This window comes from Kribbella sp. NPDC049584, from assembly GCF_040675555.1.
Classification (GTDB): domain Bacteria; phylum Actinomycetota; class Actinomycetes; order Propionibacteriales; family Kribbellaceae; genus Kribbella.
Window position 1 is genome coordinate 387,433 of sequence record NZ_JBFAPF010000006.1, and the last position, 23,341, is coordinate 410,773.

24 protein-coding genes are annotated in these 23,341 nt (G+C 68.4%); 17 read left to right on the plus strand and 7 right to left on the minus strand.

All coding sequences use genetic code 11. The features are described from left to right. From AB0J62_RS23195 to AB0J62_RS23205, 3 genes are read right to left on the minus strand one after another with little or no spacing between them, the layout of a single operon-like run. Positions 1 to 1,155: a PrsW family intramembrane metalloprotease gene (locus AB0J62_RS23195; protein ID WP_363874612.1), complete on the minus strand. Its 1,155-nt coding sequence runs from the start codon at positions 1,153 to 1,155 to the stop codon at positions 1 to 3. Next, the gene (locus tag AB0J62_RS23200; RefSeq protein ID WP_363874615.1) at positions 1,152 to 1,769 is read right to left on the minus strand and encodes a hypothetical protein; all 618 of its coding nucleotides are present in this window, start codon (positions 1,767 to 1,769) and stop codon (positions 1,152 to 1,154) included. The genes AB0J62_RS23195 and AB0J62_RS23200 overlap by 4 nt, the downstream gene beginning before the upstream one ends. Before the next feature lie 43 nt (positions 1,770 to 1,812). Further along, positions 1,813 to 2,526, minus strand: coding sequence for a class I SAM-dependent methyltransferase (locus tag AB0J62_RS23205; RefSeq protein WP_363874618.1), 714 nt, complete (start codon positions 2,524 to 2,526; stop codon positions 1,813 to 1,815). A 100-nt stretch (positions 2,527 to 2,626) separates the two neighbouring features. Between AB0J62_RS23205 and AB0J62_RS23210 the strand changes: the two genes are divergently transcribed. Then, entirely contained in the window at positions 2,627 to 3,127 is a 501-nt protein-coding gene (locus tag AB0J62_RS23210; protein ID WP_363874621.1) for a hypothetical protein, read from the plus strand. 5 nt (positions 3,128 to 3,132) lie between these two features. Here the strand turns inward: AB0J62_RS23210 and AB0J62_RS23215 are convergent, their stop codons facing one another. Beyond that, positions 3,133 to 3,711, minus strand: coding sequence for a dihydrofolate reductase family protein (locus AB0J62_RS23215; RefSeq protein WP_363874624.1), 579 nt, complete (start codon positions 3,709 to 3,711; stop codon positions 3,133 to 3,135). A 38-nt stretch (positions 3,712 to 3,749) separates the two neighbouring features. Beyond that, the gene (locus tag AB0J62_RS23220) at positions 3,750 to 4,622 is read right to left on the minus strand and encodes a prolyl oligopeptidase family serine peptidase (RefSeq protein ID WP_363874626.1); all 873 of its coding nucleotides are present in this window, start codon (positions 4,620 to 4,622) and stop codon (positions 3,750 to 3,752) included. Positions 4,623 to 4,834: 212 nt separating this feature from the next. Between AB0J62_RS23220 and AB0J62_RS23225 the strand changes: the two genes are divergently transcribed. Then, positions 4,835 to 6,871: a GxGYxYP domain-containing protein gene (locus tag AB0J62_RS23225; protein WP_363874628.1), complete on the plus strand. Its 2,037-nt coding sequence runs from the start codon at positions 4,835 to 4,837 to the stop codon at positions 6,869 to 6,871. 51 nt (positions 6,872 to 6,922) lie between these two features. Here AB0J62_RS23225 and AB0J62_RS23230 read toward each other — a convergent pair whose 3' ends face one another. Next, positions 6,923 to 7,525 carry a hypothetical protein gene (locus AB0J62_RS23230; RefSeq protein ID WP_363874630.1) on the minus strand — a complete coding sequence of 201 codons (603 nt, stop codon included), beginning with the start codon at positions 7,523 to 7,525 and terminating at the stop codon, positions 6,923 to 6,925. Positions 7,526 to 7,632: 107 nt separating this feature from the next. On the opposite strand from AB0J62_RS23230, the gene AB0J62_RS23235 reads away from it, so the two are divergent. From AB0J62_RS23235 to AB0J62_RS23300, 14 genes are all read left to right on the plus strand, one after another. After that, positions 7,633 to 8,424, plus strand: coding sequence for a GNAT family N-acetyltransferase (locus AB0J62_RS23235; RefSeq protein WP_134102684.1), 792 nt, complete (start codon positions 7,633 to 7,635; stop codon positions 8,422 to 8,424). Between the two features lie 45 nt (positions 8,425 to 8,469). Next, entirely contained in the window at positions 8,470 to 11,124 is a 2,655-nt protein-coding gene (locus AB0J62_RS23240; protein WP_363874635.1) for an accessory Sec system translocase SecA2, read from the plus strand. 13 nt (positions 11,125 to 11,137) lie between these two features. Next, positions 11,138 to 11,833 carry a VC0807 family protein gene (locus AB0J62_RS23245; protein WP_363874638.1) on the plus strand — a complete coding sequence of 232 codons (696 nt, stop codon included), beginning with the start codon at positions 11,138 to 11,140 and terminating at the stop codon, positions 11,831 to 11,833. Between the two features lie 64 nt (positions 11,834 to 11,897). Then, complete coding sequence (locus tag AB0J62_RS23250) at positions 11,898 to 13,322, plus strand: replication-associated recombination protein A (protein WP_363874641.1); 1,425 nt, start codon at positions 11,898 to 11,900, stop codon at positions 13,320 to 13,322. Continuing rightward, positions 13,319 to 13,627 (plus strand): nuclear transport factor 2 family protein, encoded by a 309-nt coding sequence (locus AB0J62_RS23255; protein WP_363874644.1) that lies wholly within the window; start codon positions 13,319 to 13,321, stop codon positions 13,625 to 13,627. The genes AB0J62_RS23250 and AB0J62_RS23255 overlap by 4 nt, the downstream gene beginning before the upstream one ends. 362 nt (positions 13,628 to 13,989) lie before the next feature. Beyond that, a complete protein-coding gene (locus AB0J62_RS23260) occupies positions 13,990 to 14,301 on the plus strand; it encodes a hypothetical protein (protein ID WP_363874647.1) in 312 nt (103 codons plus the stop codon). Positions 14,302 to 14,317: 16 nt separating this feature from the next. Next, positions 14,318 to 14,443, plus strand: coding sequence for an excalibur calcium-binding domain-containing protein (locus AB0J62_RS23265; RefSeq protein ID WP_134102672.1), 126 nt, complete (start codon positions 14,318 to 14,320; stop codon positions 14,441 to 14,443). A 182-nt stretch (positions 14,444 to 14,625) separates the two neighbouring features. Beyond that, positions 14,626 to 15,036 (plus strand): DUF948 domain-containing protein, encoded by a 411-nt coding sequence (locus tag AB0J62_RS23270; RefSeq protein WP_130388436.1) that lies wholly within the window; start codon positions 14,626 to 14,628, stop codon positions 15,034 to 15,036. After that, positions 15,033 to 15,269 carry a DUF6167 family protein gene (locus AB0J62_RS23275; RefSeq protein WP_363874653.1) on the plus strand — a complete coding sequence of 79 codons (237 nt, stop codon included), beginning with the start codon at positions 15,033 to 15,035 and terminating at the stop codon, positions 15,267 to 15,269. Before AB0J62_RS23270 ends, AB0J62_RS23275 begins: the two co-directional genes overlap by 4 nt. 5 nt (positions 15,270 to 15,274) lie before the next feature. After that, positions 15,275 to 17,944 carry an alanine--tRNA ligase gene (gene alaS, locus AB0J62_RS23280; protein WP_363874656.1) on the plus strand — a complete coding sequence of 890 codons (2,670 nt, stop codon included), beginning with the start codon at positions 15,275 to 15,277 and terminating at the stop codon, positions 17,942 to 17,944. 48 nt (positions 17,945 to 17,992) lie between these two features. After that, positions 17,993 to 18,442, plus strand: coding sequence for a Holliday junction resolvase RuvX (gene ruvX, locus AB0J62_RS23285; protein ID WP_134102660.1), 450 nt, complete (start codon positions 17,993 to 17,995; stop codon positions 18,440 to 18,442). Further along, positions 18,439 to 19,641 (plus strand): endolytic transglycosylase MltG, encoded by a 1,203-nt coding sequence (mltG, locus tag AB0J62_RS23290; RefSeq protein WP_363874661.1) that lies wholly within the window; start codon positions 18,439 to 18,441, stop codon positions 19,639 to 19,641. The genes ruvX and mltG overlap by 4 nt, the downstream gene beginning before the upstream one ends. Before the next feature lies 1 nt (position 19,642). After that, positions 19,643 to 20,467, plus strand: a complete 825-nt coding sequence (locus AB0J62_RS23295) for a shikimate dehydrogenase (RefSeq protein ID WP_363874663.1) — start codon at positions 19,643 to 19,645, stop codon at positions 20,465 to 20,467. Continuing rightward, the gene (locus AB0J62_RS23300; protein ID WP_363874665.1) at positions 20,454 to 22,031 is read left to right on the plus strand and encodes an FAD-binding protein; all 1,578 of its coding nucleotides are present in this window, start codon (positions 20,454 to 20,456) and stop codon (positions 22,029 to 22,031) included. Before AB0J62_RS23295 ends, AB0J62_RS23300 begins: the two co-directional genes overlap by 14 nt. A gap of 36 nt (positions 22,032 to 22,067) precedes the next feature. On the opposite strand, the gene AB0J62_RS23305 is transcribed toward AB0J62_RS23300, so the two are convergent. After that, a complete protein-coding gene (locus tag AB0J62_RS23305; RefSeq protein WP_363874667.1) occupies positions 22,068 to 22,520 on the minus strand; it encodes a hypothetical protein in 453 nt (150 codons plus the stop codon). A gap of 108 nt (positions 22,521 to 22,628) precedes the next feature. Between AB0J62_RS23305 and AB0J62_RS23310 the strand changes: the two genes are divergently transcribed. Then, positions 22,629 to 23,336 (plus strand): A24 family peptidase, encoded by a 708-nt coding sequence (locus AB0J62_RS23310; protein WP_363874669.1) that lies wholly within the window; start codon positions 22,629 to 22,631, stop codon positions 23,334 to 23,336. Positions 23,337 to 23,341: the final 5 nt, after the last annotated feature.

Below are 23,341 nucleotides of genomic sequence, written 5' to 3' on the forward strand. Positions count from 1 at the left end.
CTAGGGCTTGTTCTGGAGGCGGAGCAGTTCCGCGCGGGTGTGGACTACGCCGGGCGACTCCGCACCGTTGGCGCGGGCGATCTCCTGGGCCAGGTCGCTGGCCGCCTCTAGACGGTGATTGGCTTTGCGGCGGCTGTGAAGGTGTCTGCGGTACTTCTTGCGGTCCTTGCGTAAGCCGCTGACTGCGTCGAGGAGGGGTGGATCGACGGCGCCGGTTGCGAGTTCGGGGGTGAGGAGCTCTCGGATCCAGGTGCGTTCGTGGCGTGCGGCGTGGCGGAGTACGTAGAAGAGGGCGGTCAGTTCCACCGCTGCGATCAGGAACGGGAGGATGCCGGCCCACGCGCCGCCGTTGCTGACGCCGCCCATGTCGTCCCAGGCGAAGTGGAAGAACATCGCCATCAGCATCGTCAGGACGCCGCGTACGACGTTGCGCTCGCCGCGGGTGCGGCCCAGTACCCACATCAGGCCGGCGCAGAAGATCGCGCTGAACAGGGCGTGCGACACAATTCCCGCGGCGCCGCGGACGATGAAGACGCGGAGGGACGAGCCGAGCTGGTCGACGCCGTACTGCTGGGTGGCGCCGTTGTAGACGTACAGGATGTCCTCGAAGACCTGGAAGCCCAGGCCGATGAACGCGCCGATGATGAAGCCGTCGTACGCGCTGCGGACGAGCCGTGGCGCCAGGCCGATCAGCAGGATCAGGCCGATTGCCTTGGCGAATTCCTCGTTGATCGGGGCGGTCAGGCCGGCGCCCCAGTCCTGCGCGAACGACGTACCGCCGATCTTGGCCCAGATCGCCAGCAGCGCCGCGTTGGCCGGCAGTGCGATCCAGAATGTCGCGGCGACGCCGCCCCAGACGAAGCCGGTCGCGAGTAGTCCGGCGGGCTGGGCCGTGAAGCGGTTGTGGTGGCGCAGGAGGAGCAGCCAGGGGATGAGGTAGAGGCCGAACAGTACGACGCCTCCTGCGAGCGCCGGTGTGTAGAACTGGGCTCCAGGCCCGAAGACTCGCAGCATGGTGATCGCTCCGGCGCCGACGCCGAGCACGTAGACCCAGAACGCGACGTTGTGCGGCTGCAGGAACCGGTACGGTTGGCCCCAGCCGGACTCCTCGATCGCGTCGAGCTGCGCGGCCTTCTCCTGCGGTACGGCGGTCATCGTGCCGTTCCCGGGGTGATGCTGCGCAACATCGCGCCGACCTGGTCCTCGTAGTGCTCGAACTGCCCGGACGCCGTACGGACCCGGACGAGAAGCGCCGGCGCACTGTTGACGGCATCGCCCGTCCCCATCTTGAACGCCACGTCGACACCGTCGCCGCTCGGTCCGCTCCCGCTCTCGACCACGCCGACCAGCCCCGAGTTGGTGGTCAGCGTGCCGCGCGCTGCCGTGACTCCTGGCGGACTGCCTTGCGATCGGTGCACTTGGTCGAGGAACGCGGCCGCGCTGCCGTCGTACGTCGTGCCTATCAACTCGATCGTCGCGCCGCCCTGCGCGAGCAACACCTGCAGGCTGGTCGCGCTCGCCCCCGCGCCGCCGACGAGCGTCCCTTGCTCCAGCTGCCACCCGACCGGCGGCACCGCTGTCGCCCCATCGCCGAGGTCGAGCACCTGCCCGGCCCGAATCTCGTTGTGCCAGGGAATCGCTGCGTTCAGCCCCTGCCACCCGTAGATCAGCAACAGCGCGATCGCGAGCGCCGAGAACCCCGCCTTGAACGTCCGCCGATCCAGCCCGAACCACCGCTGCTCAACCGGCACCCATTCCCGCACACTCACGACCAGCCCCTCTCCCGCCGTTCCAATCACTGTAGAGGGCGGCTCAGGCTCCGTGACTCCTGACGCAGATGACGTCGCCGCCGTCTTGGGAGATGACGCAGAGGCCTGCGGTTTCCAGCTCGGCTCGTAGGGCGGCGGGCTGTAGGTGGCGGCGGTGGGGGAGGTACCAGGTGCCGTCGAGCTGGATCGCGTCTTCTGCCGGGCCTGCAGCCTGGTAGCAGATGCCGCTGGTGGCGTCGTACCGGAATTCGTTGTCGTAGACGCGGTCCGGGTCATACATCGCAGTGGAGAGGACGTAGTACCCGCTGCTCTTCAGACGATCCCGTACGGCGGCGAGCAGATTGGCGCGATCGGCGTCCATGACGATGGACTGAAGGCAGTAGCTGTCCAGAACCACGTCGTACTGCTTGCCCCCGGCCCCCATCACGCACACGTCCTGCACTCTGAAGTTGACGTCGACGCCGCGCTCCCGGGCGAATCGCCGAGCCATCGCGATCGCGTGTGGGATCAGGTCGATCGCGTCGACGCGGAACCCGCGCGCAGCAAGAAAGCACGCCGCCGGTCCGGTCCCGCAGCCGTACTCCAGCACGTCCGGCTCAGCCGGAAGCTTCAGCCGGGTCAGTGCGTGCTCAAGAAACGGCCGGTTGGGAAAGACGTCGTACTCGTCGGTCTCCCCGAACAGATCGCTCCACTGCGTCAAACCCTCATGCACCAGTCGCTGGTACGCCGCCTGATGCTCGGCGTAGTAGTACCTCACGCGGACCTCCAGCGTCGTCGAGCGCTTACTGTGACTCGCTGTCGTCCGCCCCGACCACCTAATTCCGACAACGACAGAGCGACTGACGGGAGGATGGCCGATGGACGAGGCGGAGAACACGCACCGTGCGGACGCCGAGGCTGAAGCCGAGCGCATCCAGCAGGAGGTCGAGGAGGCCACGGCCGACCCTGCCGCCCAGGAGGAGTGGATCCGGCAGTCCAACCTCATCTACGGCGGACTGGCCGCGGCCGGACTCGTTGTGGTGCAGCCTTTCCTGACCTCGTCCCCGCTCGATCTGTCGGCGAAGATCTGCGTGATCGCCTTCGCCGTCTCGATCCCGCTACTCGCCGCACTCCTCGTACTGAACCGTCAGGAGGCGTTCCGTCACCGGGTGACCAGCTCCCGTCTCGTCGCGGTGGCGAAGGCGATCGCACAAGGTTCCGCCTTCGCCGGCATCGCAGCCGCCTTCTGGCACATCTCGCTCATCGCCGGCATCGTCTTCGTAGCCGTCGCGATCTTCGCCGTCGGCGTGCATTCCTCGGGCTACATGCAACTCGAGTACGACGGCCAGTTCCGCTCAAGATTCCGCCGCCGTACCTGATGCCGTCAGGCGTGCAGTGTCGGGCGGTAGATGAGTTCCTGGGTGTGATCGTCGAAGGTTCGGGTTTCGAGTAGTTCGAGGTCGAAGTCGGAGGCGCCGTGGAAGATCGGTGTTGTTCCGGTCTGACCGCAGATGACGGGGAAGAGAGTGACCTGGACGCGGTCGACCAGGCCCGCATTCAGCAGCGCCCGGTTCAGGCACAGGCTGCCGTGTGAGCGCAGCGGTACGTCGGATTCCTGCTTGAGCCGGGCGACGATGTCGACTGCGTCGCCCATGGCGATGGTCGCGTCGGGCCACTCAACCGGTTCGTGCAGGGTGCTCGACACGATCGTTGCCGGCAGGCTCCGCATCCGGGTGACCCATTCGTCGTACACCTCGGCATCCGCCGGGCTTGTAGCCAGGATCTCCGCGAACGTCCGGAAGGTGTCGGCCCCGAAGACCATCCGCGCCGGCTCGCCGTACACGGCGGCCCGGTGCTTGAGCAGCTCGGGGCCCTGCTTGCCCCAGTACCCGCCCCAGTCGCCGGAGTGCGAGCCGAAGCCGTCGAGGGTGGAGAAGATGTCGAAGGTGTAGGTCGCGGTCATGATGTTCTCCTCGGTCGTTTACCCCTTCGACGAACACCTCACGGCCGATCCGACATCAGTTGACGCTGGAAGAATCGGGCGGCTTCGTCGGCGACGTCGTACCAGACCTGCCCGTCGTACGGCGCGTCCGGATCGTCGAGGAGGTTGTGGTGTCCGCGTGCGATGGGGACCAGCCGACTGTCCGCGCCCACCGCACGCAACGCGCCATGAAGCAGTTCGGCTTGCTCGTAAGGGACTGTCTCGTCCGCAGTCCCATGGATGATCAGGTACGGCGGTGCACCGGCGTTCACGTGGACCACCGGGCTGGCCGCCCGCAACCGGCTCGTATCGCCGCCAACCAGCGCGGTGACCGGCGAGGGTTGGTCGATGCGCATCTCACCACCTCCGCGCATGAGATCGCTCGGCCCACCGATCGTCACCACCGCCTGCACCTCAGCCCCTGCGCTCTTTGGGCACGGGCCAACCATCTCGGTGCCTGCCGGATGGTTGGCGGGTGCACAAAGTTGCTCGGGGTCAGGGTTGAGACCAGCCAGCGCGGCCAGGTGGCCGCCGGCGGAGTGGCCCCAGATGCCGATGTGGTTAACGTCGACGGGCAGGCCGAGCGGGTTGCGTCGCAGCCAGCTCACCGCGGCCTGGACGTCCTGCAGCTGCGCCGGAAACGCGGTCTGCCCGCTGTCGCGTACCGAAATCGCAACGGCCAGAAACCCAGCGCGAGCCATAGCCGGACCCACGAATGGCAGCATCGCCGCACGTCGATCGCCAGGCCCCCAACCCGGACACCCATCGACCCGCACTACAACAGGCAGCGGCTGCGAGGGCATCGTCCCGAGCACGTCCAGACAAAGCTGAACCCCGCCACGCCTCGCATACGGAATGTCCAGAAGGCAGGTCAGCCCCGAAGCCAGATCCATCACTCAAACCTCCCGACGAAACCGTCGCACCGCCCGACAACCAAGATCCAGAGCGGCAAGTCAGAGCCGTCTCCTGTGCCGACGACCCGGCCCGGCGGAAACGATTCCAATTTCTTGGGCCAACGTTGTAACGAGCTATGTACACACGGTCTCGGCGTTGCTACTGTCCGGCCTGAATTGACATCGATGTCAACCTCAGGGAGTGGTCACGAATGGTTTCGAGACGAGCGTTCCTGGCGGGCAGCGGTGCGGTCACAGTGGGGGGTCTCGGACTCGTTCCGGGGCTCGCAACCTCAGCGCAGGCTGCTGCCCTCGGTGGATCGGCCACAGCATCGACGTCCGGCAGCCCCGCCCGGCTGCTGCCGGTGTTCAACCGCCCGAAACACCTGGATTACGGCGACGTCAGCAAACTCAGCGGGGGAGATCAGACCCTGCTGACAACGTTGCAAGGCATCGTCAACCGTACCGAGCCGGAGTTGTACTTCATCTACGACACCGGGACGCAGAGCGTGCCGGACGCCAAATGGCTGACCGACCTGCGTCTGCCGACCAAGCTGTACAAGAACCCGCTGGATCTGATCGCGAAGTACCGCCACCGTGTCCGCGGCGCGATCGTCTACGACCCTGCCGTACCCGACTCGATCAACGTCGCTACGACGCTGGCCGGCCTGGAGAACGCGGTCGTCGCCGACGCGGATCAGGCGAAGGCGTACGGCCTCAAGATCGTGAAGGACCTCCGCGGCGTGTTCGACGACGACGTGGTGAAGACCTACCGGTGGCAGCTCGACAACCTGTTCCCGCGGGTCACCAAGCAGCTGCTGGCCGGTCTGCCGCCGACTCGGGTGGTAGACGTGGAAGGCGTGGTCTGGCAGGAGATCGCTCGCGAGACCCAGCAGATCCGCGACTCTTCGAACCGCGGCACCTACAACCTCGACGTCTCGGCCAAGCTCGGCAAGGAGGCCGTGTACGTCAAGTTCGCGGACTCGTTCACCGACGACGGCTGGGGTGCGTCGGTGCGCCACGTGGTGGTGACGGCCAACGGCGCCGAGCTCGCCCGCTTCGAGCCGAACACCCCGGAGGAGGCGCCGTACCTGTTCGACGGATCGCACTCGTCGATCGGTGGCGAGGCCAACCGGTTCGCCGACGGCGGCAACTACTGGATCTACCGCTTCGAACCACCCGCGGGTACGACGTCCCTCGTCGTCACGGTGGAGATGTGGAACCAGTACCTCGTCAGCGCCACGGACACCTCGCCGACCCGAGTCGAGCCGTTCCCGTACTTCCGCGACTACGTGGTTGCCACCAAGGCCCTGGTGAGCTGGCTACCACCCGGCGGCGCGACCGGTGACCTGCTCATCGAGCACTACGCCAAGTGGCCCACGCTCGCGCCGTACATGGGCTGGTTCGCGAACGACGTCTCCGGCGAATGGGACGGTGTGGACCTGGCCAGCAAGGGCGGTTCACCGGTCGTCGCGGCCGACTTCTACATGAACGGCACGGTGCACGCCGGCACTGCCGCACCGATCTCGAGCACGCCCCGGCCGGTACGGCGGGTCAACAAGGCGAAGAACAAGGTCTATCTGACCCTGACGTTCGGCGAAGGCGACAACATCCAGTACTGCCAGCGCCGGCTGCGCGACATCTGGGACGACCCGAAGCGCGGCGAGGTACCGACCAACTGGACCATCAGCCCGTTGCTGGCCGAGGCCGGTCCGAACATCTACAGCCACTACCAGCGCACCGCGACCGCCAACGACTACCTGGTCTGCGGCCCGTCCGGCGGCGGGTACACCTATCCGGCATCGTGGAACCCCGCCGAGCTCACGAAGTACCTCAAGATGACCGGCGACTTCATGCGCCGTACCGCCCTGCAGGTCGTCTACGCGTACAGCGGCCGGCAGAACGGCACCTGGGTCCAACTGTCGGAGGAGATCGCCAAGGGGTACGCCGATTACACGCCGACCAAGGGGATCATGCAGACCTGGGACGGCGACACGTTGACGGTGCGCCACGGCGGCATCCCGATCACCGGCGGCTGGGGCGCACCCGGTAAAGCGGTCGAGTTCAAGGCCGCGCTGGACCAGCGGATCGCGAACTGGGACGGTGCGAGCCCGCTGTTCATCTCGGGCCTCATCGGCGCCTGGTCCTGGACGCCCTCGGACATGGCGGAACTCGGACCGCTACTGACCGATCCGTACGAACTGCTCCTCGGTAACTCCTTCTACGACCTGCTCAACCGAACGCTGTAGCAAGCGGAAGCGGTCGCCCGGGGGAAGGAACCGGGCGACCGCGGGGCGGGCTTACCAGTGGTGCGCGACGTCGATCACCAAGCGCGTGTTCGATCCCGGTCCGGCCAGCGTGTAGACGCGGAACGGCAGCCGGGCGCGGACGCCGAGCCCGATCGTCGTCTGTCCCTCGAACGTGCCCGCGTAAGCCACCTGCCGGAACGTGCTGTAGCCGGCCACGTTGGTCAGCTCCCTGGCGTTCTTCGGCGAGTACGTCGCGGCACCGGTCGAGCTGTACGCCGGAGCGCGGACCACGACCTGCAGTTTCGCCCCGCCGCGGAGCGGGACGAGGTGTCCGGCGCCGTCGGTGTAGACGTTCTTCACGTAGCGGACGTCGTACCCCGGTGTGCGACCGCGGACGTCGACGACGATCCGGTCGTAACAGGCATGCCGTCCGGTGCGGACGGCGGTCACCGGAGCCTGCGTCATCCGGCTGTTTGCCTCGGGCAACGATCCCCAGCCGCGCGGGCAGGACGCGATGGCGACCGCGGTGGTCGAGGTGGTTCGGGGGGCGGTAGCGGATCCGGTCAGTACCGGTGCGGCGAACGCGGCCGCGGGGACTGCCATCACCGCTAGTGCGGCGATGATCGTCTTCGGTGTGATGTGGTGGATGTTCATGATGTGTTCCCCCCTTTGTGAGGACACTTACTTGGACGACACCAGTCGCCAACTGGTTTGCTTTTTATCCCGGTGATTTCAGGTAGCCGTTCGGGCACGATGTGCAGATGACGCCTGACGAGCTGCTCGACGTGTTTCACCGCCGGATCCGGCTACCGGACGCGGACGCGATTCCCGGCTGGAAGCAGGAGCACGAGGGGCTGGTGCATCGTTCGTACGTCGAGGGTCCCGAAGGAGCCGGTTTCGTCGAGACGCCGCGCGGGCTGGGGGATGACCCGGACGCCGTGATCGAGCAGGAGCTGGCGTTCTTCCGGGAGCGCGGGCTGCCGTTCGAGTGGAAGACCTACGCGTACGACGAGCCGGCCGATCTGGGGGAGCGGCTCGTCAAGGCCGGCTTCAGCAAGCAGGACCCGGAGACGCTGATCCTCGGCGAGGTGGACCGGATCCTCGAGCGGCCGTCTGCGCTGCCGTCGAAGGTGCGATTGCGGGAGGCCGACGGAGCGGACGACTTCCACCGGATCGCCGTACTGACCGACACGCTGTGGGGCAACGGGCTCGCACGGATCGTGGAGCAGTTGCAGGACGAGGCGCGGATGTTCCCGGACCGGTTGTCTGTCTTCCTGGTCGAGGACGTGCTGAAACAGGGCCCTGCGGTGTCGGCGGCGTGGATCCGGTTCCACCCCGGCACCGGATTCGCGAGCCTGTGGGGCGGCGGAACGCTCCCGGAGTGGCGCCGCCAGGGGATCTACAGCGCACTGCTCGTCCATCGCGCCCGGCTCGCGAAAGACCGCGGGTACGAGTTCCTCCGCGTCGATGCCTCCGAGGACTCCCGCCCGATCCTCCAGAAGCTAGGTCTCCACGCCGTTACAACCACGACTCCCTATGAGTGGACACCCTGACCTGACGCGCGGAACGACACGCCGACGCTGTACGTTGCCTGCATCATGGCCCTGAAAATCGCTTCTCGCTTCCGCCGGCTGCTGCAGCGCCCCGGCTCGATCGATCTCGGCCCCTACGAACGGCTCACCCAGCTGGTCGGCGAGGCGGAGGAATCGGTCCAGTCCCTGACCGACGAAGAGCTCACCGAGGCGGCCACGGAGCTGCGGACCACCGGTGGCCTGCACGAGGACGAGCAGATCGAGTTCCTCGCGCTGGCCCGGGAGGCGGGCAAGCGGGCGCTCGGCGAGCGGGCGTTCGACGGCCAGGTCGTCGGCGCGCTGGCGATGCTGCAGGGCCGGGTCGTCGAGATGGCGACCGGTGAGGGCAAGACGCTGGCCGGTGCGATCGCCGCCGCCGGGTACGCGATCGGCGGCCGCCGGGTGCACGTGCTGGCCGTGAACGACTACCTGGCCAAGCGCGACGCCGAGTGGATGGGCCCGGTGTACGAGCTGCTCGGTGTGACCGTGTCGCACGTCGGCCAGGCATCCACGCCGGAGGACCGCCGCGAGGCGTACCAGGCCGAGGTCTGCTACGTCCCGGTCAACGAGATCGGCTTCGACGTACTGCGGGACCGTCTCGTCACCAATGTCGACGACCGGGTCACCGTCGAGGCCGACGTGGCGCTCGTCGACGAGGCCGACTCGGTGCTGATCGACGAGGCCCGCGTGCCGATGGTGCTCGCCGGTGCGACCCGGTCCGAGGCGCTGGACGACGACGTGGTCCAGCTCGTCCGGACCCTGCGCGCGGGCGTGGACTACGAGATCGACGGCGACGGCCGGACCGTCGCGCTGACCGACCGGGGCACCGACAAGGTCGAGAAGGCCCTCGGCGCGAGGGCCGAACTGGCAGCAGCCGAGGCGGCGGCAACCGAAGAGGCCGAGGCGACCGACGAGGTGGCGGCAACCGAAGAGGTGGCGGCGGACGATGATCCGGCGACCGATGACTCGGTGACGGATGAGTCGGTGACGGATGACGCGGAGACCGCTGAAGCGGAGCCGGTGCGGGAGTTCAACCTGTACGCGGACGAGAACCTGGACCGGCTGACCCAGATCAACGTCGCGCTGCACGCCGAGGTGCTGCTGCGCCGCGACGTCGACTACCTGGTCCGCGACGGCAAGGTCAGCCTGATCAACAACAACCGCGGCCGGGTCGCGAAGCTGCAGCGCTGGCCCGACGGTCTGCAGGCCGCGGTCGAGGCCAAGGAGGCCGTGCCGGTCAGTGACTCCGGTGAGGTGCTGGACAGCATCACCGTCCAGGCGCTGGTCAAGCGCTACAAGACGCTGTGCGGCATGACCGGTACGGCGGTGGTCGTCGGGGAGTCGCTGCAGGAGTTCTACGACGTCGACGTGGCGGTCGTACCGCCGAACAAGCCGAACATCCGCAAGGACGACCCCGACCGGTTGTACCTGACGGTCGAGCAGAAGAACGAGGCGCTGGTCAAGCACATCGGCGTCGTGCACGAGTCCGGCCGGCCGATCCTGATCGGCACGCACAGCGTCGAGGAGTCCGAGCAGCTGAGCGACAAGCTCGAGGCGGCCGGGATCGAGCACGTCGTGCTGAACGCGAAGAACGACGCCGAAGAGGCCGCGATCATCGCCGAGGCCGGTGTGCCGGGGACCGTGACGGTGTCGACGCAGATGGCCGGCCGCGGTACGGACATCCGGCTCGGCGGACGCGACGAGTCGCACGACAAGGAGAAGGCCATCGAGCTCGGTGGCCTGTACGTCATCGGCACCGGCTTGCATGCGTCGCGACGGCTCGACGACCAGTTGCGTGGTCGGGCCGGCCGTCAGGGCGACCCAGGCGAGACGCTGTTCTTCGCATCGCTCGCGGACGAGCTGGTGACGCGGTACTCCGTTTCGTCGGGCCTGCGCCCGCACCCGGACGAGACCGGGCGGCTGACCGACCGCAAGTCGATCGGCATGCTCGAGCACGCGCAGCGCGTCGCCGACGGTGCGAACGCCGAGCTGCACCGGACCACCTGGCAGTACAACCGTCTCACCGGCCAGCAGCGCGCGATCTTGCTCGAGACCCGCGAAAAGGTGCTGACCGAGGACCTGGCCGCCACCGAGCTCGCCGAACGGGCCAAGGAGCGGTACGACGAACTGGTCGACGAGGTCGGCGAGGACGTGGTGAAGGCCGCCGCGCGACGGATCGCACTGGGCCATCTGGACCGGCGCTGGACCGACCACTTGGCCTACCTCGCGGACCTGCGCGAAGGCATCCACCTGCGGTCGCTGGCCGGCGGCATCGTGCACCTGAAACCGATCGACGAGTTCAACAAGTCGGCGATCGCGTCGTTCGACACGCTGATCGAGGACGCCTGGAAGGACGCGGCCGAGACGTTCGGTACGGCGGAGATCACGCCCGACGGCCTCGACGAGGAGGCCAGCGGGATCCCGCGGCCGACTGCGACCTGGACGTACCTGGTCAACGACAACCCGTTCGGCACCGAGGCGGACCGCATCCTCGGCCGGCTCCGCAACGCCATCAAGCCGGAGTCGGCCGCCGAGCCCGAGGAGATCCTCGACGAGGAGTTCGACGAGGACGACCTCCCGGAGGAACTCCGCGACGCCGACGACGAGGACGACCTGCCCGAAGAGCTGCGCGAGGCAGCTGACGACGAAGAGAAGTCGGACAAGTCGGACAAGAAGGACTAAGACTTTGGTCTAGGTGCGCACAGCCGTCGGCTCGATGTGGTCCGGCGGCCGGGCGGGCGACGCTGTCGGCATGCCCACCACGCGTAAAGGCCGATGGCTCCTCGTCGTCGACATCGCCATCCCGCTCGCGCTGTACTACGGCCTCAAGGCGCTCGGTGTCGGTGACCTGATCGCACTGCTCGCCGGCGTGATCCCAGGGCTGATCAGCTCCGCCGTCTCGCTGGTGCGCGAGCGGCGTACGGACCTGGTCGGGATGGCCGTCGTCGTCAGCATGGTGGCCAGTACGGTCGTCGCGGTCATCGGTGGAGATGCGCGCCTGCTGCTCGTCCGCAACGCGTGGATCAGTCTGCCGTTCGCCGGCATCACCCTGTGGTCGCTGCGGCACCCGAAGCCACTGACCTACATCGTCACCCGCGCGATGTTTACCCGGCGGGCCGCGCTGATGGACGAGCTGTGGGAGACGAACGCGCGGTTCCGCGACGCCTGGAAGTGGATCACCGTCTGCTGGGGGATCGCGTCGATCGTCGACGCGGTCGTGCGTGTCGTGCTCTCGTACACACTGCCGATCTCCGTCGTGCCGGCGCTCGATCCGGTGATCACGATCGCGACCATCGTCGTACTGCAGGTGCCGACCATCGTGTTGTTGCGGCGGAGCGGCACGTACCACCTCGTTTTCGCCCCTCGGCGTCCCACAGCCGTCCCCAGCTGACTCGATCCCGCTGACCCGAACCGCCCGGGACCGGTCTGTCGGTGGGGGTGGATAGGCTCTTGGCGTGAGTGAAGGCTTGTTCGATCTTCCGGGTGCTCCCGCGCCGGCCCGCGGTGGCGGGAGCTTGGCGGATGCGGATCACACGGCGGCTCCGTTGGCGGTGCGGATGCGGCCGCGGAGTCTGGACGAGTTGGTGGGGCAGCAGCATCTGCTCGCGCCGGGCTCGCCGCTGCGACGGCTGGTGGAGGGTGACCAGCCGATGTCGCTGTTGCTGTGGGGTCCTCCGGGGACCGGCAAGACCACGATCGCGGCCGTGGTGTCGCACCAGACCAATCGGAAGTTCGTGGAGCTGTCCGCGGTCACGGCCGGTGTGAAGGATGTGCGGCAGGTGATCGACGGCGCTCGCCGCGACCTGTCCCGCGCGAGCGGCGCGGTGGAGACCGTGCTGTTCATCGACGAGGTGCACCGCTTCACGAAGGCGCAGCAGGACGCGCTGCTGCCCGGCGTGGAGAACCGCTGGGTGACGCTGGTCGCGGCCACCACGGAGAACCCGTTCTTCTCGGTGATCTCGCCACTGCTGTCGCGCAGTCTGCTGCTCACGCTGGAGTCCCTGACCGACGACGACATCTCGCTGCTCCTCGATCGGGCGCTCTCCGACGAGCGGGGGTTGAACGGCGAGTTCGAGCTGGCGCAGGATGCCCGGGACCACCTGCTCCGGATGGCCGGCGGGGATGCCCGCCGCGCACTGACGTACCTGGAAGCCGCGGCCGGCGGAGCCCGCGCCAAGCACGACCAGGCCGTCAAATACGAGCAAGCCGCCGACGGTACGCCGGATGAGGCGCCGGGGCGGGCGGTCATCGATCTGGTGACGCTGGAGACGGCGGTCGACCGGGCCGCGGTGCGGTACGACCGGGCCGGCGACCAGCACTACGACGTCGCGTCGGCGTTGATCAAGTCGATCCGGGGTTCGGACGTCGACGCCTCCATGCACTACCTGGCCCGGATGATCGAGGCGGGGGAGGACCCCCGCTTCATCGCCAGACGACTGGTGATCTCCGCGAGCGAGGACATCGGCATGGGCGACCCGACCGCGCTCGGCGTCGCGGTCGCCGCGGCCGAGGCGGTGCAGCTGATCGGTATGCCGGAGGCGCGGATCAACCTTGCGCAGGCAGTCGTCGCGCTCGCGCTCGCGCCGAAGTCCAACGCCGTCATCATGGCCGTCGACGCCGCGATCGCGGACGTGAAGGCGGGCAAGGTCGGTCCGGTGCCGCCGCATCTGCGGGACGCGCACTACGCCGGCGCCAAGAAGATCGGCCACGGCTCGTCGTACGAGTACTCCCACAACGATCCGCGCGGCGTCGTCCCGCAGCAGTACGCACCGGACGTGATCGACGGCACCGACTACTACAACCCCACCCGACGGGGCGGCGAGGCGGCGTACGCCGATCGGGTGGCGGCGATCCGTAAGATCCTGCGGGACCGGAAGTGAGCCGGGTCGCCGACCACGTCGACGCGTTCAACCGGGCGGTCACGACCGGCGACTGGGACGCCTTCGCCGAGCGATTCGCCGAGAACGCCGTCATTAGTTTCGTACAGGTCCCGGTCGGTCCGTTCGAAGGTCGGACGGCGATCGCCGCGGCGTACCGGGAAAATCCGCCGTCCGAGACCATGACCCTGCTCGACGACGGCGACGAACTGGCGCGTTTCCGCTGGTCGGGCGGTGGGACCGGTTCGATGGAGCTGCGTTGGACACCCGGCGGGGTCGTTCAGGCACTCACGGTGAGCTTCGACTGAAGCGTTCGAATAGGTAGGCTCCCTCACGGCCTGGGGGCGAAAGGTAAGCACGTGAGGCAGTTCCACATAGGTCGACATGTACGGAAGTTCGGAGCGCGGCACAGCCGCCGGCGCGCACCGGTCCTGAAGCTCGGCATTCTCGCGACGGTGGTGGTCGCGTTGGCCGGAGCATGGTTGCTCGACCCGTTCGGCTCGAGCGGCACGGCCGGTTCGCAGTCGCCCCAGTCCGCCGGCGTCGCCAGTGCGCCGGCAGAGCGGTCGCAGGGTACGTCGCGCTCGAGCGCAAGACCGGCGCTTCCCGTGGGAAAGCCGCTGCAGCCGGTGTCCCCCTGGGTCCCGACGGCGACTCCCACCACCCCCTCATGGGCCGCTCCGCCACAGACGCCGAGCAGCCCGGGCAGTACGACGTCGAGCCCCGGCGGTACGACCTCGACCCCTGGCAGCCCCACGCCCGGCGGTACGACGACGGCCCCCACCACAACCACCCCGACGACTACCACCCCGTCGACGACCGGCACTCCGACCACGACCAGTCCGACGACCGGCACGCCGACAACCGCGACCCCCACGCCGCCGACGGGCACACCGACCACGCCGCCCACGACCACGCCGAGCCCCGGCACCCCGACACCGACGCCCGGCGCGACGACAAGCACCCCGTCGACGACGCCTAGCAGCACCCCGACGGTCGTGTACAAGGACTGTGACGAGGTCCGGGCGGCCGGCAAGGCCCCGCTGTACCGCGGTGACCCCGGGTACACACCGGCGCTCGACCGCAACGGCGACGGAATCGCCTGCGAGCACGGCAATTCCTGACCGTCGCAATACCTCGACGTAGCTCCTCGTGCCGGTTTGGTGGGCGACTGTGATGTGAGGGATGGTGTCCTGGAGCAGAGTGCGCTATGGCCGCGCGATAGGGTCGTGCCTCCATAAGGGCACACAGTCATTAGGGCATGACAGCTCACAACGGGCTCGCTACGGGAAGGTGGATCGTTTCCATGAGCGTCGGTGAAGTCGCGGGGCTGATAGCGGCCTGCGCGCTGCTCATCCTGGTAGGCCTGCTGGCTTATCCGATCCTGAAGCTCGGCAAGGTGTTCGACGAGACCCGGATCATGGTCAAGGGCGTCTCCGACTCCAGCGTCCCGCTGCTCGGCGAGGTGACCACCACGGTGGCGACCACGAACGCCCAACTGGCGAAGGTCGACACGATCACCGACAACGCGACCACGGTGACCACCAACGCGGCCGCGCTGATGTCGCTGTTCTCGGCCACCGCCGGCGGCCCGCTGGTCAAGGCGGCCGCCTTCACGTACGGCGTACGCCGCGCGCTCGGCGAGCAGCAGCGCAAGGACGTGAGCCGCCGGGTCAAGGAAGAGATGAAGGCCGAGCGGAAGGCGCGGAAGCGGTGAAGCGGATCATCTGGCTGATCATCGGGATCGCCGTCGGCGTGTACGCCGTCACCCGGCTGAAGAAGCGTGCCAAGGTGCTCGCCCCCGAGGGGATGCAGGAGTCCGCGGCCAAGCTGGCCGCCGCGGTCCGGCACTTCGGCGACCAGGTCCGTGAGGGCATGGCCGAGCGGGAGACCGAACTGCGCGACGCGCTGGGTATCGAGACCACAAACGATCGTGAGGACTACCGGTAACACCCATGGAAACCAGTGAGATCAGGCGGCGGTTCCTGCAGTACTTCGAGGACCGGGGCCACACGGTGGTCCCGAGCGCGCCGCTCCCGTCGCCGGACCCGAACCTGCTGTTCAACGTCGCCGGCATGGCCCAGTTCGTCCCGTACTTCGTCGGCCAGCAGACCCCGCCGTACGCGCGCGCGACCAGCGTGCAGAAGTGTGTCCGGACCCTCGACATCGAGGAAGTCGGCAAGACCACGCGGCACGGCACGTTCTTCCAGATGAACGGCAACTTCTCCTTCGGCGACTACTTCAAGGAGAAGGCCATCGAGTACGCCTGGGAGCTGGTCACCAAGCCCCAGAACGAAGGCGGCTACGGCTTCGACGAGTCGGTGCTGTACGCCTCGGTGTACTACGACGACGACGAGGCGATCGCGCTCTGGAAGCGGATCGCCGGCCTGCCCGACGACCGGATCGTCCGGCTGGGGATGAAGGACAACTTCTGGTCGATGGGTATCCCGGGTCCGTGCGGCCCCTGCTCGGAGATCCTGATCGACCGCGGCCCGGAGTTCGGCGCCGACCGGGACTGGGAGGCGGGCGACCGCTACCTGGAGTTCTGGAACCTGGTCTTCATGCAGAACATCCGCGGTGAGGGTGGCGGCAAGGAGGGCTACGAGATCCTCGGCGAGCTGCCGAAGAAGAACATCGACACCGGTCTGGGCCTGGAGCGGGTCGCGTACCTGCTGCAGGGCGTCGACAACATGTACGAGATCGACGAGATCTACCCGGTGATCGAGCGTGCGTCCGAGCTCAGCGGCCGCAAGTACGGCGTCGACCACGTCGACGACGTCCGGTTCCGCGTGGTCGCCGACCACGTCCGCAGCGCGCTGATGCTGATCGGCGACGGCGTCACCCCGGGCAACGAGCAGGGCGGTTACGTACTGCGTCGGCTGCTCCGCCGGGCGATCCGTTCGATGCGGCTGCTGGGCTACGAGGACCCGAGCCTGGTCGAGCTGCTGCCGACGAGCCTCGAGCAGATGAAGAAGTCGTACCCGGAGCTGGAGGCCGACTTCGGCCGGATCAGCCAGGTCGCGTATGCCGAGGAGGAGGCGTTCCGCCGTACGCTCACGGCCGGTACGACGATCTTCGACGTGGCGGTGCGCGACACCAAGGCGAGCGGTGCACACCAGCTCGAGGGCGCCAAGGCGTTCCAGCTGCACGACACGTACGGCTTCCCGATCGACCTGACCATCGAGATGGCGGCCGAGCAGGGCCTGAACGTCGACACCGAGGGCTTCCGCTCCCTGATGAAGGAGCAGCGCGAGCGCGCCAAGGCAGACGCCCGGGCGAAGAAGGCCGGTCACGCCGACACCTCCGGCTACCGCGAGCTGCGGGAGAAGGGTGTCACCGAGTTCACCGGGTACCAGGAGCTGTCCACCGACTCGCAGGTGCGCGGTCTGCTCCGGGAGGGCGTGGTCGCGCCGTTCGCCGAGCAGGGCGAGACCGTCGAGGTCGTGCTGGAGAAGACCCCGTTCTACGCCGAGTCCGGCGGTCAGATCGCGGACGAGGGCCTGATCCTCGGCGACGGTCTGAGGCTGAAGGTCCTCGACGTGCAGCGCCCGGTCAAGGGCCTGATCGTGCACAAGGCCGAGATCCTCGAAGGCGTACTCCGTCCCGGCGAGAACGTGCACGCCGCGGTCGACCACGAGTGGCGGGTCTCGGCCTGCCAGGCGCACTCCGGCACGCACGTCGTGCACGCCGCGCTGCGCCAGGTGCTCGGCCCGAACGCGTTGCAGAGCGGTTCGTACAACAAGCCCGGCTACCTGCGGCTCGACTTCGCCTGGTCGTCGGCGCTGGACCCGTCGACCCGTTCGGAGATCGAAGAGGTCGCCAACCTCGCCGTACGGCAGGATCTCCCGGTGTCGGCGCAGTACATGACGCTGCCGGAGGCGCGGGAGTGGGGCGCGCTGGCGCTGTTCGGTGAGACGTACGACGAGCAGGTCCGGGTGGTCGAGATCGGCGGCCCCTGGTCGCGTGAGCTCTGCGGCGGCACGCACGTGAAGCACTCGTCGCAGGTCGGTGCGCTGACCGTCACTGGCGAGTCGTCGGTCGGCGCCGGCGTACGGCGGATCGAGGCGTTCGTCGGCATGGAGGCGTTGCACTACCTCGGCCGCGAGCGCGCGCTGGTCCGCCTGCTCAGCGAGAACCTGAAGACCCGGCCGGAGGAGCTGCCTGCCAAGGTCGCCGACCTGGCCGAGCGGCTGCGCGCCGCGGAGAAGGAGCTCGAGCGCGTCCGGGCCGCCCAGGTCCTCGAGGCCGCGGGTGAGCTGGCGAAGAGCCCGAAGGACGTCTTCGGCGTCCAGTACGTCGGGCACCGTGCGCCGGACGGCGTGAACGGCGGCGACCTGCGCAAGCTGGCGCTGGACATTCGCGGCCGGATGGCGAACGACAAGCCGGCCGTCATCGCCGTACTGAGTGTGAACGACGGCAAGCCCGGCGTGGTGATCGCGCTCAACGACCTCGCCCGTGAGTGGCGGCTCAAGGCCGGTGACCTGGTTCGGGTCGCGGCCGAGAAGCTCGGCGGTCGCGGCGGCGGCAAGGACGATGTCGCGCAGGGTGGCGGCACCGACCCGGCCGGTGCCGACGAGGCGCTGGCGGCGGTCGAGCACACCGTCGGCCACCTCGTCACGGGCTAGACCACAGAGGCCAGCACAGATGAGACCAGCACAGATAAGACCGCGGAGATGAGACGAGGCGTGCGGATCGCGCTCGATATCGGGGATGCCCGGATCGGCGTCGCCAGCAGCGATCCGCACGGAATCCTGGCCACGCCTGTGGAAACCGTCCGGCGTGGGCCCGGGGATCTGGATAGGATCGCCGCACTCGCCGCCGAACTGGAGGCGTTCGAGATCGTGGTCGGGCTGCCGCGCTCCCTGTCCGGGGGCGAGGGGCCGGCCGCGGTGAAGATCCGGGAGACGGCGGCGCAGGTGCTGGACAAGGTGCGCGAGGGGACGACGATGCGGCTGGTGGACGAGCGGTTCACCACCGTCACCGCCGAACGGATGCTGCGGGAGCGGGGAAAGAAGGGCTCCAAGCGGCGCGCCGTGGTCGATCAGGCCGCGGCGGTCGTGATTCTGCAACATGCGCTCGACCTCGAGCGCGAGACCGGCAACCCACCCGGGAGGCCCCTGTGAACGGACCATCGGTGGATCAAGACCTGAACGAGGGCGAGGAGCAGGCCGATGATCTCGGCAGCGGCCTCGGGCTGCGGGCCGAGACCCGGGTCGAGCGTCGCGCCAACCGGCGCCGGGCTCGTAGCCGCCGCGCGTTCGGCTGCTTCGCCGGCTTGATCTCGCTGATCGTCGTCGGTGCGATCGTGGCTGGCGTCGTGGTCGGCTTCGGCAAGGGTAAGGACGCGCTGGAGGGCGTGTTCTCCGCACCGGACTACACCGGTGAGGGCACCGGATCCGTTCAGGTCGAGATCACCAAGGGGCAGTCGACCTCTTCGATCGCCGACACGCTGGAGAAGAAGGAAGTCGTCAAGAGCGCCCGCGCGTTCGAGCGCGCGGCCCGGGACGATCCGCGGTCGCTGCAGATCCAGGCCGCGACCTACACCCTGCGCAAACACATGTCGGCCAAGGCTGCCCTGGCGCTGATGATGAACACGGCCGCGTCGATCAAGGTGATGCGGGTCAGCGTGCCGTCCGGGGAGACCAAGGGCGAGGTCGCGGTCATCCTGCAGAACAAGCTCAAGCTGCCCGCCGGCGCGGCCGCGGCCGCGATCAACCACCCCGCGGCGCTCGGCCTGCCCGCCTACGCGCGGGGCAATCCCGAGGGTTTCCTGTACCCGGCGACCTACGACGTGCCGAAGAACGCGAACGCGACCGTCATGCTCAAGCTGATGACCGCGAAGTACGCGTCGATCGCCAAAGACCTGAACCTGGTGCAGACCGCACAGCACAAGAAGCTCGACCCGTACCAGGCCGTGATCGTGGCCAGCATCATCGGCGCGGAGACCAACAAAGAGGCCGACTACGGCAAGGTCGCGCGGGTGATCTACAACCGGCTGGCGGCCGGGATGTATCTGGGCATGGACTCGACCGTCCACTACGTCGTCGGTAAGGACGGCGGCGTCTACACCACGCCCGAGCAGCGCAAGAACCCGTCGCCGTACAACACCTACAACCACAAGGGCCTGCCGCCGTCGCCGATCAACTCGCCGACCCGGGCGCAGCTCAGTGCCGCGCTGAACCCGACACCGGGCAACTGGAAGTACTTCACGCTGGTCAACCTGGACACCGGCGAGACCGCCTTCGCGGACACGTATGCCGAACACCAGGTCAACGTGAAGAAGCTCCAGACCTGGTGCCAGGCCCACACCGGGAAGTGCTGACTTGACCCGGTGTCTTGTGCTCGGTTCGCCGATCGCGCATTCGCTGTCACCGGCGATGCATCGGGCCGCGTACGCCGAGCTCGGACTGGACTGGCGGTACGACGCGTTCGAGGTGCTCGAGGACGAACTCCCCGAGTTCGTGGCATCGCTCGGTGCGGACGTCCGGGGGCTGTCGCTGACGATGCCGTTGAAGCGCGTCGGGCTCGACCTCGTCGACACGGTCGATCCGGTCGCGGAGCTGATCGGCGCGGCGAACACGATGCTGTTCGAGCCCGACGGATCGCGATCCGCCCACAACACCGACGTGCCCGGCCTGGTGAATGCGTTCGCCGAGCAGGGCATCACGGCTGCGGAGACGGCCGTCGTGGTCGGTGGCGGCGCGACGGCCGCATCCACCCTGGCGGCCTTGCGCGGCATGAAGGTCAACGAGGTGACCGTCGTCGTCCGGGATGTCTCGAAGGCCGATCGGTTGCTGGATCTCGCCGCGGAGCTCGGACTCCGGACGTCGGTGGCCGACTTCTCGCAGGTCGAGCAGATCGGCGGCTTCGACCTGTGCGTGTCGACGTTGCCGGGCGGCGCGATCGACCCGTGGGCCGAGCACTTCGCCGCGGTGGCGCCGGTCGTGTTCGACGTGGCGTACCACCCCTGGCCGACCAGGCTCGCGATCGCGGCGCACCGGATCGGTACAGAGCTGTTGAACGGACTTGACCTACTCGTGCATCAGGCGACCCTCCAGGTGGAGATGATGACGGGTAGGTCGCCGGCTCCTCTGGCGGCCATGAGGACGGCCGCGCGTGAGGAGTTGGGGGATCGTGAGCCTGCTTGACCGCCGTACCGTACTGAAGGCCGGCAGCGCCGCAGCGGTAGTCGGACTGACCGGATGCGGTGACTCGAAGGACAACGCGGGCGGGGCGACCAGCCCGACGCCGACGACCAGCGCCGAGCCCAGCTCCACCGCTCCGACCACCGCAGCGCCCAGCAGCACGGCCGCGCCGACCACCACGACTCCGAGCAGTAGTCCGAGCAGCAACCCGAATACGTCGGCCCCGACGCTGACGTCCACCGCGCCGAACTGGAACAGCTTCGCCCGTTCGCTGACCGGCAAGCTCTACCTGTCCTCGACCTCCGGGTACGCCGCCGCGCACCAGCTGTTCAACCCGCGCTGGGACAGCGTCCGCCCGACCGCCGTCGTGAAGGCCGCGAACCCCGCCGACGTACAGAAGGCGATCAACTTCGCCCGCAACAACAAGCTCGCGCTCGTCCCCAAGAGCGGCGGCCACTCGTACGTCGGCGCGTCCACGATCGCCAACGGCATGCAGCTCGACGTCGGCGCGATCCGGGGTATGAGCTACTCGAACGGCATCCTCACCGTCGGCGCCGGAGCCCGCTTGTACGACGTCCACGCGTTCCTCGACCGGTACGGGCGCTCGCTGCCGACCGGCACCTGTCCGACCGTGGGGGTCGCCGGCCTCACGCTCGGCGGCGGGATGGGGATCCACACCCGCACGTATGGGCTGACCTGTGACCGGGTCGTGTCGATGGGCGTGTTCACCGCGGACGGGAAGTCGCACAACGTCAGCGCGACCGTCGACCCGGACCTGTTCTGGGCCTTGCGCGGCGGCGGTGGCGGCAATCTCGGCGTGGTGACGTCGTTCCGGTTCGCCACGATCCCGGCCACCAAGCTGGGGTTCTTCCGGCTGACCTGGCCCGAGTCGCAGGCGGCGGCGGTCGTCCGCGGCTGGCAGAAGTTCGCGCAGACCGCGCCGACGACGTCCTGGGGCAACCTGCACATTGATGCCCAAAGCAACGGAACGCTGTCGATCCACGTGCTCGGCATCTCCACCACCGGCAACGCGAACGCGGCGGCCGCACAGCTGGAGTCCTTCGTCGGCGCGAAGGCCTCGGCGCGGAGCATCACCGTCAAGTCGCACATGGAGGCGGTGAAGTACCTCGGCGGCGGTACGACGAGCCCGCGGCAGGGCTTCCTCGCGGGTTCCGACGTACTGAAGGGTGCGATGGACGCGGCGACGATCACCGCGCTGCTCGGTGCGGTGAAGGCGGCCGCGCGGGCCAAGACGCCGGCGTCGGCGATTCTCGACCCGCTCGGCGGACAGGCGTCGAAGCAGCCGGCCGGCGGGGCATCGTGGCCGTGGCGCAGCGCGCTGGGTGTGGTCCAGTGGTACTCGTCCGCGCAGGGCACGACCGCGAAGACCTTCATCACCAACGGCCATCGCGCCGTCCGTGCGGCCTCAGCCGGTGCCTACGTCAACTATCTCGAGGCAGGCCGGGCAGTGAGTTCGTACTACGGCGGCAGCGCGGCCAAGCTGCAGGCCGCGAAGAAGAAGTACGACCCGTCCAACTTCTTCCACACGCCATACACCTTCGCCTAGCTGGTCCTGCGCCGGTGAAGCTGTGGCGGGTGGGCCTCAGCTGACGAAGTCGATCCGGTGGTCGTGGCCGGCGAAGCTGAACGTGTCGCCGGCGTGCAGGCCCTCGATGGCCGCATAGATCGGGGCGTCGGAGGCGATCCCTTCGTACGTCGCGCCGTCGCATTCGAACGCGGCCGCGACCACGCCCACGACGTACCGGTCGCCGTCGAACCCGATGATCGCGCCCGGTCCGACCTCGTCGCGCGGTCCGAAGTCGAGCTTCTCGATCTGGCTGCGGATGCCCGCCTGCCGCTGCTCCCGGCCCTCGAGCAGCCCGCCGAGATCACCGGCCTCGGCGGCCTGCGACTGGTCGTCGACCGAGAACGACGAGTCCTGGTCGAGCTTCGCCGCCGCATCCTTGCGGGCCACGTCACCACGGGCCGCCAGCAGGTCGGCCTCGACCTGCCGCAGCAGCGCGTCCTTGACCCGGCTCTTGTCCACGGCGTTCATCGGCAGTCCTTCCCGAGATGACTTTCCATCACACTCCCACACTCTTGTCCACAGGGCGTGCGAAGTCGGGCCACTGATCGGCTGCGGGATCGTCTAGGCTCCTGGATCGTGCCGGCTGACAACGCAGTGCTCGCCGCGGGGATCGGTGTGGTCCTCTGCGGTTCTGCTGCCGCCGTGCTCGGCCCTTGGCTGATGCGCACCATCCCCGAGCCTGTGCTGGACGAGGGTGAGACGAAGGTCCCGTACGCGTCGGTGGCCGGCCGGCGAGCGGCGTACTGGTGTGGCGGGCTCGCGGCGGTGTCCGGGGGACTGCTGGGCTGGATGCTCGGGCTGGACGCCGTGCTGCCCGCGTGGCTGGTGCTCGCGGTCGCGGGCGCGGTGCTCGGGTACATCGACGCGCGGACGCGGTTCCTGCCCTCGGTGATCATCTGGCCGACGTACGTCGTCGTCGCGGCCGGATTGCTGGCGGCCGCGGTCGCGACGGGGGAGTGGGGATCGTTGCGCCGGGCAGTGATCGCCGGGGCGATCGGGTTCGCGGTGTTCTACGTGCTGTGGTTCGCGTTCCCGCGCGGCGTCGGGTTCGGCGACGTCCGGTTGTCAGGGTTGCTCGGGATGGCCCTCGGCTGGTTGGGCTGGGGCCAGTTCGCGGCCGGGTTGTACGGCGGGTTCTTCCTCGGCGCGATCGTGGGCATCGTGCTGATCGCCGCGCGGGTGATGACGCGCAAGCAGATGGTCCCGTTCGGGCCGTTCATGCTGATCGGCGCGTTGGCCGGGGTGCTGCTCGGTGCGCCGTTGGAGCGGTTGTACGCCGGATAGCGGAT